Annotated in this window: 18 protein-coding genes and 4 tRNA genes; 7 read left to right on the top strand and 15 right to left on the bottom strand. The window is 62.5% G+C overall.

Annotated features, from left to right (window positions below):
* Positions 1-185: 185 nt before the first annotated feature.
* The gene (locus ACQ4WL_RS00705; RefSeq protein WP_436507461.1) at positions 186-1,025 is read right to left on the bottom strand and encodes a M15 family metallopeptidase; all 840 of its coding nucleotides are present in this window, start codon (positions 1,023-1,025) and stop codon (positions 186-188) included.
* 139 nt (positions 1,026-1,164) lie between these two features.
* On the opposite strand from ACQ4WL_RS00705, the gene ACQ4WL_RS00700 reads away from it, so the two are divergent.
* Entirely contained in the window at positions 1,165-1,830 is a 666-nt protein-coding gene (locus ACQ4WL_RS00700) for a hypothetical protein (protein WP_436507460.1), read from the top strand.
* A 5-nt stretch (positions 1,831-1,835) separates the two neighbouring features.
* On the opposite strand, the gene ACQ4WL_RS00695 is transcribed toward ACQ4WL_RS00700, so the two are convergent.
* Complete coding sequence (locus ACQ4WL_RS00695) at positions 1,836-2,627, bottom strand: alpha/beta fold hydrolase (protein WP_436507458.1); 792 nt, start codon at positions 2,625-2,627, stop codon at positions 1,836-1,838.
* Positions 2,628-2,963: 336 nt separating this feature from the next.
* Between ACQ4WL_RS00695 and ACQ4WL_RS00690 the strand changes: the two genes are divergently transcribed.
* Positions 2,964-3,347, top strand: coding sequence for a hypothetical protein (locus ACQ4WL_RS00690; RefSeq protein WP_436507457.1), 384 nt, complete (start codon positions 2,964-2,966; stop codon positions 3,345-3,347).
* Positions 3,348-3,500: 153 nt separating this feature from the next.
* Here ACQ4WL_RS00690 and ACQ4WL_RS00685 read toward each other — a convergent pair.
* Positions 3,501-3,576, bottom strand: a tRNA-Asn gene (locus ACQ4WL_RS00685).
* Positions 3,577-3,834: 258 nt separating this feature from the next.
* Here ACQ4WL_RS00685 and ACQ4WL_RS00680 point away from each other — a divergent pair.
* The gene (locus tag ACQ4WL_RS00680; protein ID WP_436507456.1) at positions 3,835-4,542 is read left to right on the top strand and encodes a GntR family transcriptional regulator; all 708 of its coding nucleotides are present in this window, start codon (positions 3,835-3,837) and stop codon (positions 4,540-4,542) included.
* A gap of 94 nt (positions 4,543-4,636) precedes the next feature.
* On the opposite strand, the gene ACQ4WL_RS00675 is transcribed toward ACQ4WL_RS00680, so the two are convergent.
* The 7 genes from ACQ4WL_RS00675 to ACQ4WL_RS00645 form a co-directional block, all read right to left on the bottom strand.
* Positions 4,637-5,935: an NCS2 family permease gene (locus tag ACQ4WL_RS00675; RefSeq protein ID WP_436507455.1), complete on the bottom strand. Its 1,299-nt coding sequence runs from the start codon at positions 5,933-5,935 to the stop codon at positions 4,637-4,639.
* 75 nt (positions 5,936-6,010) lie between these two features.
* Positions 6,011-6,412, bottom strand: a complete 402-nt coding sequence (locus ACQ4WL_RS00670) for a GtrA family protein (protein ID WP_436507454.1) — start codon at positions 6,410-6,412, stop codon at positions 6,011-6,013.
* 143 nt (positions 6,413-6,555) lie between these two features.
* A complete protein-coding gene (locus ACQ4WL_RS00665; protein ID WP_436507453.1) occupies positions 6,556-8,016 on the bottom strand; it encodes a c-type cytochrome in 1,461 nt (486 codons plus the stop codon).
* Positions 8,013-9,671: a GMC family oxidoreductase gene (locus tag ACQ4WL_RS00660; RefSeq protein WP_436507451.1), complete on the bottom strand. Its 1,659-nt coding sequence runs from the start codon at positions 9,669-9,671 to the stop codon at positions 8,013-8,015. Before ACQ4WL_RS00660 ends, ACQ4WL_RS00665 begins: the two co-directional genes overlap by 4 nt.
* The gene (locus ACQ4WL_RS00655; protein ID WP_436507450.1) at positions 9,668-10,327 is read right to left on the bottom strand and encodes a sugar dehydrogenase complex small subunit; all 660 of its coding nucleotides are present in this window, start codon (positions 10,325-10,327) and stop codon (positions 9,668-9,670) included. The genes ACQ4WL_RS00660 and ACQ4WL_RS00655 overlap by 4 nt, the downstream gene beginning before the upstream one ends.
* Before the next feature lie 122 nt (positions 10,328-10,449).
* Complete coding sequence (locus ACQ4WL_RS00650) at positions 10,450-10,662, bottom strand: hypothetical protein (protein WP_436507449.1); 213 nt, start codon at positions 10,660-10,662, stop codon at positions 10,450-10,452.
* On the bottom strand, positions 10,613-11,038 hold the full coding sequence (locus tag ACQ4WL_RS00645; RefSeq protein ID WP_436507448.1) for an SAM-dependent methyltransferase: 426 nt from the start codon (positions 11,036-11,038) through the stop codon (positions 10,613-10,615). Before ACQ4WL_RS00645 ends, ACQ4WL_RS00650 begins: the two co-directional genes overlap by 50 nt.
* Before the next feature lie 329 nt (positions 11,039-11,367).
* Between ACQ4WL_RS00645 and ACQ4WL_RS00640 the strand changes: the two genes are divergently transcribed.
* The 4 genes from ACQ4WL_RS00640 (at position 11,368) to ACQ4WL_RS00625 (ending at position 14,737) form a co-directional block, all read left to right on the top strand.
* Positions 11,368-11,862, top strand: coding sequence for a GNAT family N-acetyltransferase (locus ACQ4WL_RS00640; RefSeq protein WP_436507446.1), 495 nt, complete (start codon positions 11,368-11,370; stop codon positions 11,860-11,862).
* Positions 11,847-12,584 (top strand): aspartyl/asparaginyl beta-hydroxylase domain-containing protein, encoded by a 738-nt coding sequence (locus ACQ4WL_RS00635; protein ID WP_436507445.1) that lies wholly within the window; start codon positions 11,847-11,849, stop codon positions 12,582-12,584. Before ACQ4WL_RS00640 ends, ACQ4WL_RS00635 begins: the two co-directional genes overlap by 16 nt.
* Positions 12,581-13,612, top strand: coding sequence for a sulfotransferase family protein (locus tag ACQ4WL_RS00630; RefSeq protein WP_436507444.1), 1,032 nt, complete (start codon positions 12,581-12,583; stop codon positions 13,610-13,612). The genes ACQ4WL_RS00635 and ACQ4WL_RS00630 overlap by 4 nt, the downstream gene beginning before the upstream one ends.
* Positions 13,613-13,753: 141 nt before the next feature.
* Positions 13,754-14,737 carry an alpha/beta fold hydrolase gene (locus ACQ4WL_RS00625; protein ID WP_436507443.1) on the top strand — a complete coding sequence of 328 codons (984 nt, stop codon included), beginning with the start codon at positions 13,754-13,756 and terminating at the stop codon, positions 14,735-14,737.
* Between the two features lie 62 nt (positions 14,738-14,799).
* Here the strand turns inward: ACQ4WL_RS00625 and ACQ4WL_RS00620 are convergent.
* From ACQ4WL_RS00620 to ACQ4WL_RS00600, 5 genes are all read right to left on the bottom strand, one after another.
* Positions 14,800-14,875, bottom strand: a tRNA-Asn gene (locus tag ACQ4WL_RS00620).
* A gap of 93 nt (positions 14,876-14,968) precedes the next feature.
* The gene (locus ACQ4WL_RS00615; protein ID WP_436507442.1) at positions 14,969-15,295 is read right to left on the bottom strand and encodes a Dabb family protein; all 327 of its coding nucleotides are present in this window, start codon (positions 15,293-15,295) and stop codon (positions 14,969-14,971) included.
* A gap of 123 nt (positions 15,296-15,418) precedes the next feature.
* A tRNA-Asn gene (locus tag ACQ4WL_RS00610) sits at positions 15,419-15,494 on the bottom strand.
* A gap of 132 nt (positions 15,495-15,626) precedes the next feature.
* Positions 15,627-15,702 (bottom strand) — tRNA-Asn (locus ACQ4WL_RS00605).
* 131 nt (positions 15,703-15,833) lie between these two features.
* Positions 15,834-17,048: an amino acid aminotransferase gene (locus ACQ4WL_RS00600; RefSeq protein ID WP_436507441.1), complete on the bottom strand. Its 1,215-nt coding sequence runs from the start codon at positions 17,046-17,048 to the stop codon at positions 15,834-15,836.
* Positions 17,049-17,112 lie beyond the last annotated feature (64 nt).

Here is a 17,112-nt window from a genome sequence, read left to right as displayed (position 1 = left end):
GGGTGAGGTCGCAAAGCAAGGCGGATTCGACCCATGCTGACAGTAATACGGCGCGCCTTTGTTGACATATGGCAAGTACCAGGCGCCAGCGCGCGGCAGGCGCCGGCATGCCATTGACGCTGCGCAAGCAAGCTTGCAGCTGTGAAAATGATGGCGCGGCGCGACGCTAGAATGGCTGGCGCGGCTTACTTGCCCAGCACGCGCGGTTGCGGCAATTCCGTGTGGCCAAAATCCATCATGGTCCAGCGCCCGCCCCAGCGCAGGCCCACCGATTCGGCCGTCACACCATATAAACGGTAGCCGCGCATGGCCCAGGCATTTTTTTCAGAAATGATGAGCTTTCCTTCATGCATGAATGCGCAATCGGCGGCCAGGCCATACTGGTGATAGCTTTGAAACGCCCGGGCGTTCGTCACGTTCGGGCCGGCCGCCGCCAGTTGGTCCTGGCGCGCGGGACTGCGGTAGCCTTCCAGCAAGACCATGTCATAGCCATGCACGTCCTTCATGATCTTGAAGACCAGCAGCAGGCGCTGCGCGAAATCGTGGTCGAGCAATTGCCAGTTGCGGCTGGCGCCGCCCAGCAGCGGACGCAGCTGCGTTACTTCCGCCGTGGAAAACAGCAGTGGCGGCAAGGTTGGCGGCGGCACCAGCTGCTCGCCCTTGAGCAAGTCGCTGACCTGGTCATTGATGACGTGTTGCTGGTCGGCATAGCCACGCAGGGCGATGCGGTCGCTCGACAGCCAGGCCAGCAGCGGCGGCACGATGACCAGCACGCTGCCGGCCAGGCTCAGCCAGCGATGCCGCCACAGCAACTGCCAGGCGCTCGCCATGCCCGAGCCCGTGTGCTGCTGCACGCGCTGCCACTGCGCACCGCTGCCGCCCTTCAAGTGCTGCGCGCGCCGCTGCATGCGCCAGCCCAGGTTGACGAGCGTGTGCAGCACGACGGCGCGGCCGCCGGGAAACAGCAGCAGCCAGCAGGCAAAACAGGCGAGCAGGAAATACATCAGGACCAGGGCGACGAACATGGGGCGCTCCGTGACAGGGATGGGCGTGGGCCGGCCAGCAATTTCCCGGCGGTATCGCTAGATCGTAGGCGTCCGCGGCCCGCATGAGCGCGGTTTACATCAAGGTCAGTCGAGTTTGATCCACTGCGGAGGTGATATTTTGTCTTTATTGAAGAACGGAGATGGCCAGGCGCGCGGTCCGAACCTGCTGAGCAAGGCCGGCGCGGCTGGCGTGCCAATTGAAGGCAAGGGCATCCTGTCGCAGCTCGAACACGGCGTCGCCGCGCCCGTAGCCATGCCGGCCCTGCGCTGGCATCCTGACTGGCGGCACTGGAGCGCTGGCGCGCTGTGCCTGGCGGTGCTGATCACCGCCGTACTCGCCTATGAGAAGGAAGTCCCGCCCCTGCCGCCAGCGCCCGCCACGGCCACGACGGCGTCCGGAATGCCGGCACCAACGCTACTGCCGCACGCGATGCAGGCGGCCACCATCGTCAATACGGCGGCACCGCCCTTGCCCCAGGTGGCAGCCGCGAGTGCGCCGCGCAAGACGCCACCGCCTGCGCGCCAGGCCGCCGCGCGAGCACAGGGGACCAGGCCGGCTGTCGCGCCCGGCGACAGCGACGTCGCCTTGCTGACGGCCATGGTCGCCCATGCGCACCGGCAAGAAGGCACGGCAGCGCCTGCGCGCGACGTGGTGCTGCGCAGGCAGGAAGAAGAAACGGCGGAACTCTTGCGGCGCTGTCAGCAACTGGGCCTGATCGAAGGCATGCTGTGCCGCTCGCGCATTTGCTCGGGCCGCTGGGACAGCGATCCCGCCTGCCATTGAGAAACTCATGTGTTTCGCGGCTGAGTGGCCGCGTCCATGCGGCCTTGCAAAAAGCCTGCCATCAGCGCCAGCAAGGCCTGCGGCTGCTCCTGGTGCGGCGTATGGCCGCATTGCTCGACCAGGGCGGGCACGGCGTTGAGCGCCTGCGCCACGATCGTGTCGACCTGGGCCGCGCTGCCGTACTGGTCCTCGCTGCCCTGCAGCACCAGCGCCGGGCATTCGACGGAAGGCAGCAGGTATTCGATGTTCCAGAACTGGAATCCATAGCTGAGCCAGGTATCCGACCAGGCCTTGAAGATGGTTTCCGTCTTGTCGCCATGGTATTTCGCCAGCGCGCGCAGCTTGCCCGCGCCAAACGCCGCGTCCGCCACACGGATGCCATCGAGCGTGATGCCCTCGACAAACACGTGCGCCGCTTCGGTAATGATGCCGCGCAAGCGCGGCGGCTGCTGCGCCGCATAAATGAGGGCGATGCTGCCGCCATCCGAGTGGCCGATGAGAAAATGGTCCTGTCCCGGCAGCAGTGCAGCAAGCACCTGCGGCAGCTCGCACAGCGCATAGTCGTGCAAATAATGGAGTTGGCGGCGCGCCGCCAGCGGCGACGACTGCCCATAGCCGTGGCGGTCATACAGCAAGCCGCGGCACCCCGTCGCCTGGCATAGCTGCACGGGAAAATCTTTCCACATCGCACAACAGCCGAGCCCCTCGTGCAGGAATACCAGGCAGGGCTTGGCGGGGTCGCCTTCGATCAGTTCGTAATAGATATCGGTTTCGGCACTCAGGTTCAGTATCGGCATGGGCTAGGCTCGCAACAGGTTGCGCATCGACAGGTTGGCTGCACCTATTGTGCCATTGTCCTGCGCGGCATGCGTGCGCCCCATAAAAATAGCCTGCGGGAAAAGATCTTGCCACTTGCCTGCCAGGTGTTTGCGCCAGCACAAATAAGCGCCGTTTTTCCGGTGGCCCTGCGCGCTTTTTTTCCGCACGTTTGCCTAGAATGGCTTACTCCAACAGCATGGAGCAGGCGGCTACCTTATCAGCCAGGACGTGACACTGGCCGTCACGGCAACAGATAGGGCGTCTTGCCGCACGACGTCAGGCGCGGCGTCCAAACTATCGATCAGGAGTACATCATGGAAATGAAAGTAGAACATCGCACCGGCAGCAACCTGGCACTGGAAGAAACCGATGCGCCGATGGAGCAGGAAGGCAAAAGCGCAAAAGGCGCAGCCGCCCAGGACTTGAACCTGAGCGCCGCCGCCTTCACCACCTATTACACGTGGACCGCCAATGGCGTGCATCCTTCGGTCAACTTCGCCAATGCCAATGTGAAGGCCAATTCGCGCGTGCTGCTCAACATCAGCGAATATGGCGCGAATGCCCAAGACCGCTTCATCGGCGCCGCCCGCATGGCCGTGTACAACATCGCACCGTACAACGGCGGCTTCCGTGCCTGGGTGGATATCTCCTGGGGCAGCCCGCTCAAGGTCCGTTTCGATGTGTTTGTCGATCCCTGATCCGGGAAACACGGCGCATGCCCCTGCCACCAGCAGGCCAGCATCGCGCCCATCGCTAAGGACACTGAAGGGATGGCAAGCGTAGACGGAAACCGTGCGCGCATGACAAAAAGGGCCACGTGTTGCCACGTGGCCCTTTGCTACCGCTTGTTCTGGCTCCCCGACCTGGACTCGAACCAGGGACCTGCGGATTAACAGTCCGTCGCTCTACCAACTGAGCTATCAGGGAAAGGAGGCCGAATTATATACGTCAAAATTTCTCATGTCCAGTTTCAATCTGCATGGCCAGCAAAATACGCCGCCAGGGAACAAGCCTTGGCAGGTGGCTGCGTCCGTCTGCGCGGCACCACGCAAGATAGTAGAATAGCCAAGCCTTGCCGACACGCAAGGCGCTAACGGCATGCCGGCAGCGGGGCGTCGACCACCGCGCTGCCAGCATGCGCTTGCAAGGCTCATCCTTGCCCCTGGCTGACTGCTCTCACTTGACATGACAGAATCAAGCGCACCCCTGGTGGACAAGCACGGCAGCGGCGACAGTTCGGCGGAAATTGCCGAACATATGGCGGCCGCCATCGTGGCGCGCCAATTGCCGCCCGGTACGCGGCTGCGCGAAGAGGCGCTGTGCCGGCTGTATGGTGTCAGCCGCACCAAGATCCGCGCCGCCCTGCTCATTCTCTCGAAAGACAAACTGATCCGCATGGTGCCCGACAAGGGCGCCTTCGTCAGCCAGCCGACCGAAGCGGAAGCACGCGACATCTTCGCCGCGCGGCGCATCATCGAGGCGGCCCTGGCGCGCGAATTCGTCGCGCGGGCCAAAGCTGCCGATTACAGGATGCTGGAGCGGCACCTGAAAGCGGAGCGCCTGGCGCTGGCGCAAGCGACGCCGCTGCGCTCGCAACTGCTGGGCGACTTCCACGTCTTGCTGGCCGACATCGCCGGTAACGCCGTGCTGCGCGACATCGTGCGTGAACTGGTGGGCCGCAGCTCGCTGATCACCATGCTGTACCAGTCCGGCCACGCTGCCGCCTGCTCGTGCGACGAACACGGCCGCTTTCTTGAGGCGGCGCGCAGCGGCGACGCCGACCTGGCGGCGCGCCTGATGGTCGAGCACCTGGCGCATGTGGAAGCGGCCTTGCGCTTCGATGGCAGCGCCAGCGAGGCAAAGAAAGACCTGGTGGCCGCGCTGCTGATGTAAGCCACACCAAAAGAAAAGGCCGCCCCTGCGGATGCCCGGGCGGCCTTGTCATTGCGACGGCAACTGCTTGCCGACGCCTGCCCTGCTCTACCCGCTATTCGCCCAGGTAGATAAACTTGAACAGGAAGATGGCAGCGATGATGTAAGCCACCACCGACACTTGCTTGCCCTTGCCCGTCAACAGTTTCAAGACCGCGTAAGTGATGAAGCCGAAGGCCACGCCGCTGGCCACCGAATAGGTAAACGGCATCATCAGCGCCGTGATGGCGGCCGGAATGCTTTCCGTGCTGTCATCCCAGTCGATATAGGTCAGTTCGCGCAGCATCAGACAAGCCACGTACAGCAGCGCGGGCGCCGTCGCGTAAGGCGGCACCGTGTGCGCCAGCGGGGCGAAGAACAGGCTGCCCAGGAACAGCAGCGCGACGGCCACGGCCGTCAAGCCCGTCCGGCCGCCCGCTTGCACGCCGGCCGCGCTTTCCACGAAAGCCGTCGTGCTCGACGTGCCCAGGCAGGCGCCGGCGGCAATCGCCGTGCTATCGGCCAGCAAGGCCTTGTTCATGCGTTCCATCTTGCCGTCTTTTAATAAACCGGCACGGTTGGCCACGCCCATCAGGGTGCCCGTCGCATCGAACAATTCCACCAGGAAAAACACCAGCACCACGTTGACGATGCCGATCGACAGCGCGCCCATGATGTCGAGCTTGAACAGGGTCGGCTCGATGGCGGGCGGCAGCGAGACGATGCCGTTGAACTGGTTGCCGCCAAAGAAGAAGCTGGCAATGGTGATGGCGAGAATGCCGATCAGGATAGCGCCCTGCACCTTCAGACGGTCCAGCGCGACGATGATGAAAAAGCCGAGGATGGCCAGGATCGGCGCCGGCTTATGCAAGTCGCCCAGCGCAATGATGGTGGCCGGGTTCGACACCACCACGCCGGCGCTTTTCAGGGAAATGATGGCCAGGAACAAGCCGATACCGACCGTGATGGCCGTGCGCAGCGCGGGCGGGATGCTGTTGATGATCATCTCGCGTATCTTGAACAGGCTCACCAGGATGAACAGGCAGCCGGAAATGAAAACGGCGCCCAGCGCCACTTCCCAGCTCATGCCCATGCCCTTGACCACCGTGTACGAGAAATACGCGTTCAAGCCCATGCCAGGCGCCAGCGCGATCGGGTAGTTCGCGTACAGGCCCATGATCAGGGTGCCGATGGCGGCCGCCAGGCAGGTGGCGACAAAGACGGAGTCTTTCGGCATGCCCGCGTCGCCCAGGATGGACGGGTTGACGAAGATGATGTAGGCCATCGTCAGGAACGTGGTCAGGCCGGCCAGCAGCTCCGTGCGTACATTGGTTCCGTTGTCCTTCAGTTTGAAATAGCGTTCCAGGAACTGCATGATTAACCCCTTGTTTTGGTAAAACCGCGCGCCTGGTCTTGGACTATGCGCATCTTTTTTTCTTGCAACGACTAGTTACTTTGTCGGCGCGCTGGCCGGCTTGAAGGCCCACCAGCGGCTGCCCGCAAAATTCCAGACCAGCCCGATACCCGTCGCCAGCACCTGCGCCAGCCAGTAATACCAGCCCAGCTGGTGTACCAGCAGCCACATCAGCCCCGTATTGATGCACCAGCCTATGCCCAGCAAGGTGAAATACTTGGAAGCCGCCTCGCCATGCCCTTTGTCGCTCTTAAATGTGAAAAAGTAATTGAGGAGGTAGTTGACGACGGAACCCATGATATAGCCGATGCCGGAAGCGGCGGCGGCGCTGATGCCGGCCCATTCCACGCCGCCCCACAGCACGCTGTATTGCACGGCCGTGCCGGAAGCGCCGACGGCGGCGAAACGCAAAAATTGGTGATGCAGGGAATGGGACATTGTCAATTTTCAAATGGGCGAAAGCAGGATCTGGCCAGAATAAAAAATGGCTACGATTGCTCGTAACCATTTTTCAGCCTGCATTTTACTGCAAGTTGCGCCCAACGTTCATATTCTCCAACGTTTCTCCACCGCTTCGATGCTTACTCCTTGCGCTGGCGGCGCCGGCGCAGCCACACCAACAGCGCGATCAGCAACAAGATGCCCACGATGCCGCCGGGCAGCATGAACGGCTGTACACGCGCCAGCACGGGCTTCTCGCCGCCGCTGCGCGCCTGTGCCACATACGCGGGCGTGACGGAGACGTCCGGGTTGCCGTACTGTTTCAGCACGTAATTGGCGATAGCGGCGATCTGCTCGTCCGTCAATGGCTGCACGTAGGAACGCTGGTCGAAACGGGGCATGAACGCTTCGTGCTCCTCCCCTTCGATCTTGCGCTCGACGCCAAACAACATGGCCGAGACCAGATTGGCCGGCGTGTTGCCGCCCGTCGCCGTATTGTTGAACAGGGCCGGATAGGCCTGGCCCGTGCTGCCGGCGCCGCTGGCCGAATGGCAGCTGGCGCAGTAGCCGGAAAACAGCACGGCACCGCTGTTGAGCGAGTGGTGCTCGGTGGAGCTGGCCATGCCGCGCAGCAGCGGTTCTTCGCTGGCGGCGCTGCCATGGCTGAAGGCGGCCTTGGTCTGCCCCGGCGCGCGCACGGGCGGCACCGTGCGCAGCCAGGCGACGATGGCGGCCACGTCGTCGTCGCGCAGGAACTGCAGGCTGTTCTGGATGGCTTCGGCCATGCCGCTCGCCGCCTGCCCCTTGCCTTCCACGTGACCTGTTTTGAGGTAGGCGGCAATTTCTGCATCCGTCCAGGCGCCGATGCCGCTGACCTTGTCGGACGTGATGTTCGGCGCATGCCAGGACCCGAGCGAGGCGCCGGCCAGGGTTTGGCTGCCGATTTCCGCCATCAGCGCATTGCGCGGCGTATGGCAGGCGCTGCAGTGCGCCAGGCCTTCGGCCAGGTAGGCGCCGCGGTTGATCTGCGCGCTCTTTGAAGCATCTGGCACGAAGCGTTTATTATCGAGAAACAAGGTGTTCCAGCCCAACATGGAGAGGCGCACATTGAACGGGAATGGCAGGGCCGTCTGGCGCGCCGGCGCGTCGACGGGCTGGACGGCCTGCATGAAGTAGTAATACAGGTCGCCCACGTCCGCATCCGTCAGCATCGCATAGCTGGTGTAGGGCATGGCCGGATACAGGTGACTGCCATCGGCGCGCACGCCGTCGCGCAGGGCGCGCGCAAAGTCGGCTTCCGTGTAGTGGCCGATGCCGCCTTTTTTCGACGGCGTGATATTCGTCGCGTAAATCGTGCCCAGCGGCGAGTCGATGGCGTAGCCGCCTGCATACGGCTTGCCGCCCGCTGCCGTATGGCACGCCATGCAGTCGGCCGCGATGGCCAGGTAGCGACCCCGCTCCAGGCGCGCATCGGGGCTGCCGGCGGCAGGCGCGGCCGGGCGGTCCGGTGTCAGGGTGACGGGCGGCACCGCTGCCACCGCGTGCGCGGCCAGCGGCAAGATAGCCGCCAGGATCAGGCACAGCAAGAAACGGCGCATCATGCGGCCTCCTTTGCCAGGGTGCGGGCAATGTCGTCGGCAGCGCGCAAACCGAGCGCGGCCATGCTGAGGGTCGTGTTGACCACGCTGGCCGACGGCATGGCGCCGCCGCCCGGCAGCCACAAATTGGCGTGATCGTGGGCGCGGCAATTGCCGTCGACCACGGAGTCAAGACGGTTCGATCCCATGATGACGCCGCCCATGATGTGGTTATTCGCGTTCAGGCTGTCGGTGATATGGAATTCCACGGCGCCGAACAGCTTGCCGATGTGTTCGAGCTGCGCATGCGCGGCCTTCGCGCCATTGCGCACATAATCGCCCACGTCGTAATAAATGTCGGGGCAGGCCAGGCCCAGCGGATCCTTGCGCGTCTTGCTCAAGGTCAGGCGGTTATGCGCCTCGGGCAGCGGTTCCAGGCTGATCGACAGGTCCACGCCAAACGCGGCGCGGCGGCGGATCTCGTCGTCGAGATCCTTGCCAACCAGGCCCAGCTTCAACGACTGCTGGGTAGCAGGTGCTACCCTGGTGATGTTGTTCAGGATCATCTTGTTGGCCGAATACTGCGCGCGGAAGGCGCCGTCACGCGGACCCACCAGGCAGCTGCTCTGCGCCGGGCCGCGGCCCGTCCAGATCGGTTCATTGGCCAGGAAAGTGCAGTGAAAACCCGAGTGATCCATCATGTTGCGGCCGACTTGATCCGAACTGTTGGCGATGCCGTTCGGATTGTTCCGGTTCGCCGCCAGGAGTAAAAGGCGCGGTGTTTCGATGCCGTTGCAGGCAATCACGAAAGCCTTGCCGGTCGCCATGTGCGACTGTTTTTTCGCGTCATACCAGTGCACGGCCGTCACGCGGTTGTTCTGGTCCGTGTCGATACGGTAGACGACGGCCTCGGCCAGCACACTAGCGCCTTTCAGCTCGGCCCGCTCCACATGGTGGATGCCGTTATACATGGCGCCGATGGGGCAGATCGGCTGGCAATTGTTATTGCCGCAGCAGGTGGGACGACCCTGCCATGGACGCGTCGAGCGCCCTTGCGGAATCGGCACGGAACGGTAGCCGTGCGGGTTGACCACCTCGGCGAAGCGCTTGTCGCCATAACCCCAGGGCACCATGTCCATCGGATACGGCGCGCTGCGCTCGCTGGGCGACTGCAGCGCAGGATCGTTGGGGCCGGCCACGCCCATTTCCTGCTCGGCACGGCAATAGTACGGTTCCAGTTCATCGTAGGAAATGGCCCAGTCGCGCCCTACCCCGTAATCGCTCTTCATGCGCATGTCGGTCGGCAAATGGCGCCAGCACGACGCAGCCCAGTGCCAGGTGGTGCCGCCCACCGTGCGCAGATAGCCCTGCTGGAAACTGCTGCCGCTGGGGCCGGACAATTCCACGTAGTTGTTTTTTGGAAAATACAGGGGTGCGGGCGCGTTGTCCGCCTGCGGATACAGGCCCTGGAAGTCGGAACCGACGCGGTTTTCGAACGGCATATTGCGCCAGTTTTCCACGGCTTGCCCCCGCTCGATGCGCAAGCCCGCTTCCAGCATGATCACGGAATGGCCTTGCGCGGCCAGTTGGTCGGCCATCATGGCGCCCACGACGCCGGTGCCAACGATGACGACATCGGCGACGACGTCGCCATTACTCTTGAATTGGGGTGATTTCATTTTGCTTGCTTGCCTTTCGGTTCGGGAGTGCCGGTGGTGGCCGGGGCCGCTACGGGTTTCGGCGCCACGGGCGCGGAGACGCGCACGGCCGGCGGCGCCTTCAGCCACCACAGGGGGCCGTAGTTGCAATACGTGGGCACGACCTGGCCATCGGCCACCGTGCGGTACATCAACGCTTCCGCATACGCGACGACAATGGACTTGGTGCCCTGCGCGGGATGGCCGCCGACGGTGCCCGTGTACCAGGCGGCAACGATGGCCAGCGCCAGCTCGCGCAAGCTGGCGTCCGCAGCGGTGGCGGCCGCCAGCAGGGCCTTCGCTTCCTGGCCCGTGACGAGCAACGCGCCCAGCTGCGGCAAGCGTTCGGCAAAGCCGGGCACGTTGCTGCGCATGGCTTGCTCGATGCGCGCCGCCGTGGCGGCGGACAGGTCGCGGTGGCCCGTGATCGTTTGCGACAAGGTGTAGAACAGCATGGTGGCCGGTGCCAGGCCGGTCGCCGCAGCGCTGGCCGGAGACGGCATGGCGGCGGACAATGGATTGCTCCAGAAACCGGCCTGCGCCAGCAAGGCGGCCAGGCCGATCAGGGCGTGGCGGCGGCTGATGCGGGGAAGGGATGAAAAGGATGTTGCAGATGGTTCGCTGCCTGGATGGTTCATGAGACTCCCGCAAGACTTGTTGTTTTATTGACTTCGATGATTGCGCTACATTGCGTTTGCGCATAGATGGAACCGGTTCCATATTATCCTACAGAAGTAAATAGTCTGCCAATGTAGTACTACTACTGAGAGTCTGCCTTGTGCAAATCCTGCATGGATGCAGGCGTTTCGCGCAGGCAAAACGCCAGTCCCGGCTGGCCACCCAGGCGGTAATGGAAATCCAGCACGCTGCCGCCGGCCAGGGTCGGCTTGCCGGACAAAAACAGTGGAAGGTTCAGGCTGCAATCATGGTCGCCCAGGACAATGTCGCCATGCACGCGGATGCGCGTCAGCAAGCACGGCGCCTGCTCCAGCACGTCGGGCAGGCGGATGCTGGCGGCCGAGGCCCTGGTGCACAGTGACAGATGCCGGCGCTTGCGCCTGCAGATTGCGCAGGATAGCCACCTGCGGCTCCTTGCCCAGCGCCGTATTCATGGTTGCGCTGACGATCACGTCCGGCATGGCGTCGGCAGGAATGCGGTGAGCGGCCGCGTCGGCGCAAATGTATGCCGCGACATGGCGATCCAGGCCCAGGGCTGCGATCAGTTCGCGCGCATACGCCAGGGTCTCGGCATGCACGTCGAGGATGGCAAACTGCACGTCGCTGGCGCCCAGCAGCGCCATCACCGGCAAGGCCAGCAAGGCGAACGGGCCGCAGCCCGCGTACAGCACGCGTACGGGCCGTCCGCACGGGCGAAATGGCCCAGCCGCTGGGCAGGAAGCTTTCACCGTCGCGCAAGCCGTCCTGCCGCTCCATGGACAGGCGCGAGTGGCGTTCGACGAGCTGGCGCAGCTACACCGTTTCGCCGACCAGGCTTGCCAGGGAACGCTGCGGATCGCACAGCGCGGCCGCCGTGGCGGCCAGTTCCGCGCGTGCCGGATTCACGCGCGAGACAGAATGCATGGCGGCCTCCTTGAAATGATTGCAAGTACGCGGAAAAATTGGCAGCATAGCAAATAAACAAACGCCTGCGCATTTGCCACAACCTGCCGGAGCACCGATGCACAACTTACCGCTTTCCGCCCCTTATCAATTGCGCATCCAGCGCGACGACGACGATGGCTTTGCCGCCGCGCTGTACAGCTCCACACGCGACGACTTGCGCCAGATGCCGGCCGAGCCCGCCGACATCGAACAGCTGATCGCCATGCAGCAGCGCATGCAAAGCCACGGTTACCGCCAGGCGTATCCGCACGCGGCGTACCTGGTGCTGGAGCACGGCGACACCCCCATCGGCCGCCTGATCCTGGACCGCCAGGATCAGGATCAGGTGCTGCACCTGGTCGATATCGCCATCCTGCCCGCCGCGCAAGGTCAGGGCGCCGGCAGTGCCGTGCTGCGCGGCCTGCAGGCCCAAGCCGGGGCGGACCAGTTACACATCCACCTTGCCGTCAACAAAAGCAACACTGCCGCGCGCGCACTGTATCAGCGGCTGGGCTTTCGCCTGCGCGGGGAAAACGAGGTGCAGGAGCAACTGGAATGGAGTGCGCCATAGTGCCGGCGCCCGGCGCACCCAGCACCTGGCTGCAGCTGCCGCTGCACTTCGACGTGGCGCGCATGCAAGGCGACAGCGACCAGTTCGCCACGGACGAGTGGATCAGCCATTTCAACACGGGCGCCTACGACCAGGGCTGGAGCTGCGTGCCGCTGCGCTCGGCAGGCGGCCAGGCCGGCCACATCATGCCCGTCGACGCCGCCACCTATGCCGGCACGCCGCAACTGGCGCGCTGCCCTTGCCTGCGCGAGGTGCTCGCCAGCTTCGCATGCGAGATCCGCGCCGCGCGCCTGATGGCGCTGGCGCCGGGCGCCGTCATCCGCGCGCACCGCGATGCTGGCACGTCGCTGGCCGATGGCTTGATCCGCATCCACATCCCCATCCACACTTCGCCGCAGGTCGTGTTCAGCATCGACGGCGAGAACGTGTACTTCACGGCCGGGCACGCCTGGTACATGGACGCCAGTTGCCTGCACGCGGTGCACAACCGGGGCGCGGCGCCGCGCATCCACCTCGTGCTCGACTGCGTCGCCAATGCCTGGCTCGAAGCGCTGTTCGCCTCGGCCGGTTTCGTGCCGAAAGCGTCCCACAAATATGGCGACCCCAGCATCAACGATGGCAATGTGCGGGCCGTCATCGCCCAGTTGCAGCTGTCGCCCTCGCCTGCCAGCCTGGCGCTGGCCAGCCAACTGTCTGCCTTGGCCGACGGGAGCGCGCCATGAGCGCCGCGCCGTGCCTGGCGCAGCAGGAACGCCTGTTGGCCAGGGGCGAGACGGTGGCATGGCACGAGGGCATGGACTTGCGCGGCTGGTATCCGCTGTATGTGGAGTATATGGAGCGCGGCGGGGCACTGGCGGACGCCGCCATGTGCTGGCGCGAGCTGGGGGAAACGGCTTTCAGCGACGCCTTCTTTGTCAATACCCTGGCGCGCCAGCCGCATGAGGAGCGCCGCGTCTGCCGCACGCCGCTGGCGGCGCTGGCGACACTCGGCGATTGCCTGGCGCCCGACGCCCTCATCTTCCACGTCTCGCGCTGCGGCTCAACCCTGCTGAGCCAGCTGCTGGCGTCCTTGCCGCAGTGCATAGTGATGTCCGAGCCACCCGTCATCGACTCGCTGCTGCGCCTGCATCACGACAACGGCGACCCGGCGGCCAGTATCGCCCTGCTGCGCCAGGCCATCCTGGCACTGGGCCAGCGCCGCTCGGGCGAAGAGACGCATTTCTTCATCAAATTCGACTGCTGGCATATCCACAGCCTGGACTTGCTGCGGCGAGCATTTCCCGGCACGCCCTGCCTGTTCGTCTACCGCGAACCGCTGGCCGTGCTGGCCTCGCACCAGCGCCAGCGCGGACCGCAAATGGTGCCCGGCATGCTGCATCCGGCACAGCTGCCGCTGCCCGAACACCAGCTGGCACCGGGCGATCTCGATGGCTATACCGGCCTCGTGCTGGCCAGCCTGTTCACCGCCGCCGTGCCCCATGCCGCCGCCGGCCAGCTGCAGTTAATTAACTACAAGCAATTGCCAGATATCCTCTTCAGCGATTTATTGGCCCGCTTCGGCATCGCCCCGACAACGAGGCGGTTGCAAACGATGCGCGCACGTGGCGGCGTGCACGCGAAATACGGCACGGCCTACCATGGCGATGCACCAGCGCCCGCGGCAAGCGGCTTGGCCGCCATCGCCGCGCTGTTACAGCCCGGCTATCTGGCGCTGGAAGCATTGCGGCTACATGCCGGGCAAGACCAATGATTTCCATGAAACCAAACTCTGACAAGGAGGCATATCGACGTACCCGATGGAGTCCTTGCGATAGATAGCTGTTCAACTGCGGCGCAATGCACACGTGCAATGCGGCGCCCTTGCAAGCAACCTGAAACTCACCCTCACACCATGATAAAAAAAATGACATTGGCAGTGCTTCTTAGCGCCCTGATTCCCTTCTACGCATGCCAGGCGCAAGCCTTGGCGGAAGCGAAACCCGTTTCCGCTGAAGTCACCACCACCCTGACACCCGACATTGGCGGCATCAAGCAGGTGGTGGAAATCAAGACGGACGACGCAAGCAAACCCGTCCTGCTGTTTTTATCCGGCGGTCCGGGAAGCTCCATGATCAAGGGCGCGGATGCCTTTACGAATAGACTGAAAAGCAGATTTACGATTGTGCAATGGGACCAGCGGGACGCGGGAAAAACATTGACACTGAATCCTTCGCCCACCCAGCCATCCGTCGGACAGATGGAGAAGGATACGTATCAAGTCATACAATTTCTGCGCAAGGAGTTAAAGCAGGAAAAAATATACTTGCTGGGCAGTTCCTGGGGCAACGTCCTGGGCTTTTCTATCGTTAAAAATCATCCGGAACTGCTGCATGCCTATTTCGCTTCCAATCCTGTCGTGAGCCAGCTGGACAGCGAGAAAGAATTGCTGAAAACCTTGAAAGTGTATTTCAAGGACAATCCCCTCGCCAGCCAGGAACTGGACAGCGTCAGTTTCCCGTTTGCCAGTGACGAAAGCATGTTTTATTTAAGGAAATGGCTTTTCTACAAAGATGGCAAGGAATTTGCAGCGAGCGAAAGTTTCAAGAAGGGCTTTCTGCAATGGTCCAAGACCTGGTCGCCCGTCTGGAACGAGGTCATGAACCTTGATTTGCCCAGGACCTTGAAGAGCGTTGACTGCCCCGTGTATTTCTTCGTCGGCAAGAACGATATCCAGACCTCGACCAGGATCACGCAAGCGTATTTCGAGACCTTGAAGGCGCCAAAGAAAGGGCTGTTTTTCTTTGACCATTCCGGGCATCAGATACACCAGGATGAAGCGGTGAAATTTCAAGAAGCCATCATCAAGACATTGGAGACAATTCAACCGAACAATTAAGAGCGCCTGAAACGCAAAAAGCCCAACCGTGAAGGCTGGGCTTTTCGACACTGCTGATGTTCTGGCTCCCCGACCTGGACTCGAACCAGGGACCTGCGGATTAACAGTCCGTCGCTCTACCAACTGAGCTATCAGGGAAAAGAGGCCGCATTCTATAGGGTAAATTTTACGATGTCCAGATTTCCCCCAGAAAAAAGTGTATTTTTCCGACGTCACCCAGCCTGGCAGCGGTCAGCCCGGATGCTCTTGCGGATAGTAGTCAAATACCAGCACGCGACCCAGCCATGGCTTGAGCTGCTCGACAAAGGCCAGGTGGGCCGGATGGGTCAGATACACGTCGCGCGCGCCGGCACCATCGAAGGTCAGGGTAAAGCAATCGGTAAAGCCATCATCGAGGCCTTCCGGGCTGACGTTCGGCCCCCATTCAAATTGCCGCACGCCGGGAATGCGCTGCTTGAGCTGGGAAAACTCGTAGACGAGTTCGGCGTGCTTGGCAGACGTGATGCCATCGAGGAAGTCGCACAGGACAATATGGCGCAAGGCGGAGGTACAAGTCATGGGAAGGTGCTCCTGAAAGGATGCATTCAGGATAGCGCAAAACGCGATCACGCACAGGCAAGCCCAGCGGGCTGCGGCGGAAAACAGAAAAGGCCATGTTTTTCAACATGGCCTTCCGAATTCTGGCTCCCCGACCTGGACTCGAACCAGGGACCTGCGGATTAACAGTCCGTCGCTCTACCAACTGAGCTATCAGGGAAAAGAGGCCGTATTATATAGGGCAACTATTCAGATGTCCAGATTCCCATAGGGAAATTCTACTTTTGCCGCCACTCGCGCCTGTGGCGAAAAACAAAAAAGGCCACGTTTTTCAACGTGGCCTTTCGAATTCTGGCTCCCCGACCTGGACTCGAACCAGGGACCTGCGGATTAACAGTCCGTCGCTCTACCAACTGAGCTATCAGGGAAAAGAGGCAATATTATATGTCGATTGTTTCGTATTTGCAAGACTAATGCTGCATCTCGACAAACACGGCCATCGCCGACTTTCCACTGCCATCAGCGCCACACTTGCATGCAGCGCCGAAGAAGCAATATCTTAAAGCACTTTGGCGATCGCGTCAATAACGATGTCGATATTGCGCGAATTCAACGCAGCCACGCAGATACGCCCCGTGTCGACGGCGTAGATCGATTGCTCGCGCAGGGTCGCCACTTGCTCCTTGGTCAGGCCCGAGTACGAAAACATGCCGATTTGCTGGCGCACGAATTCGAAGTCGTGGCCTGGCGCCTTGGCCTTCAGTTTTTCCACGAAGGCATTGCGCATTTCACGGATGCGCACGCGCATGCCGGCCAGTTCCTCTTCCCACAACTGGCGCAGTTCCGGCGTGGCCAGGACGGTGGCGACCACTTTGCCGCCATGCGTAGGCGGGTTCGAGTAGTTGGTGCGCACGACGCGCTTCAATTGCGACAGCAAACGGGCCGCTTCATCGGCGCTGGCCGCGACGACGCTCAGGGCGCCCACGCGCTCGCCATACAGCGAGAACGATTTCGAGAACGAGTTCGACACCAGCAGCGGGCCGCCCGCGTCGGCGAAGCGGCGCACCACGGCGCCATCTTCGGCGATGCCGTTGGCGAAACCTTGATAGGCCATGTCCAGGAACGGCACCAGGCCGCGCGAGGTGACGACGCCGATGATCTGATCCCACTGGGCCACGCTCAGGTCGGCACCGGTCGGGTTGTGGCAGCAGGCGTGCAGCACGACGATGGAGCCGGCCGGCATGGCGTTCAGGCTGGCCAGCATGCCGTCGAAGTTCACGCCATGGGTGGCGGCATCGTAGTACGTGTAGTTATTCACGACGAAACCGGCGCTTTCAAACAGCGCGCGGTGGTTTTCCCAGCTCGGGTCGCTGATGTAGACCTGGGCACCCGGCGCAAAGCGCTGCAGGAAGTCGGCACCGATCTTCAATGCGCCCGTGCCGCCGATGGCTTGCACGGTAATGGCGCGGCGCTCTTGAATAACGGCGCTATCGGCGCCAAATACGAGTTCTTGCACCGCCTTGTCGTAGGCAGCCAGGCCTTCGATCGGCAGATAGGTGCGTGGCGTGCCCTGCTCGATCAGGATGGCTTCTGCCTTGCGTACGCAAGCTAACAGAGGCACTTTACCGTTGTCGTCATAATAGACGCCAACGCCCAGATTGATTTTGGCGGGATTCTGGTCCGCGTTAAATGCTTCGGTGATGCCCAGGATCGGGTCGCGTGGGGCCATCTCGATGGCGCTAAACAGACTGGCAGAAACAGTTGGGTTCGTCATGATAAGATTGGATTCGATTGGAAGCAGGTTCACAGCGGAGTTGTAGACAGCGCCCCAAATACAA

The organism is Janthinobacterium kochi (assembly GCF_051380715.1).
Lineage (GTDB): Bacteria > Pseudomonadota > Gammaproteobacteria > Burkholderiales > Burkholderiaceae_D > Janthinobacterium.
This window is presented reverse-complemented; position numbering and strand designations above follow the sequence as displayed.

Coding starts and splice junctions, on each gene's coding strand:
- ACQ4WL_RS00600 (WP_436507441.1), bottom strand. CDS start 17,048: ATGACGAACCCAACTGTTTCTGCCAGTCTGTTTAGCGCCATCGAGATG.
- ACQ4WL_RS00705 (WP_436507461.1), bottom strand. CDS start 1,025: ATGTTCGTCGCCCTGGTCCTGATGTATTTCCTGCTCGCCTGTTTTGCC.
- ACQ4WL_RS00625 (WP_436507443.1), top strand. CDS start 13,754: ATGATAAAAAAAATGACATTGGCAGTGCTTCTTAGCGCCCTGATTCCC.
- ACQ4WL_RS00630 (WP_436507444.1), top strand. CDS start 12,581: ATGAGCGCCGCGCCGTGCCTGGCGCAGCAGGAACGCCTGTTGGCCAGG.
- ACQ4WL_RS00680 (WP_436507456.1), top strand. CDS start 3,835: ATGACAGAATCAAGCGCACCCCTGGTGGACAAGCACGGCAGCGGCGAC.
- ACQ4WL_RS00665 (WP_436507453.1), bottom strand. CDS start 8,016: ATGATGCGCCGTTTCTTGCTGTGCCTGATCCTGGCGGCTATCTTGCCG.
- ACQ4WL_RS00690 (WP_436507457.1), top strand. CDS start 2,964: ATGGAAATGAAAGTAGAACATCGCACCGGCAGCAACCTGGCACTGGAA.
- ACQ4WL_RS00615 (WP_436507442.1), bottom strand. CDS start 15,295: ATGACTTGTACCTCCGCCTTGCGCCATATTGTCCTGTGCGACTTCCTC.
- ACQ4WL_RS00695 (WP_436507458.1), bottom strand. CDS start 2,627: ATGCCGATACTGAACCTGAGTGCCGAAACCGATATCTATTACGAACTG.
- ACQ4WL_RS00655 (WP_436507450.1), bottom strand. CDS start 10,327: ATGAACCATCCAGGCAGCGAACCATCTGCAACATCCTTTTCATCCCTT.
- ACQ4WL_RS00640 (WP_436507446.1), top strand. CDS start 11,368: ATGCACAACTTACCGCTTTCCGCCCCTTATCAATTGCGCATCCAGCGC.
- ACQ4WL_RS00675 (WP_436507455.1), bottom strand. CDS start 5,935: ATGCAGTTCCTGGAACGCTATTTCAAACTGAAGGACAACGGAACCAAT.
- ACQ4WL_RS00670 (WP_436507454.1), bottom strand. CDS start 6,412: ATGTCCCATTCCCTGCATCACCAATTTTTGCGTTTCGCCGCCGTCGGC.
- ACQ4WL_RS00635 (WP_436507445.1), top strand. CDS start 11,847: ATGGAGTGCGCCATAGTGCCGGCGCCCGGCGCACCCAGCACCTGGCTG.
- ACQ4WL_RS00660 (WP_436507451.1), bottom strand. CDS start 9,671: ATGAAATCACCCCAATTCAAGAGTAATGGCGACGTCGTCGCCGATGTC.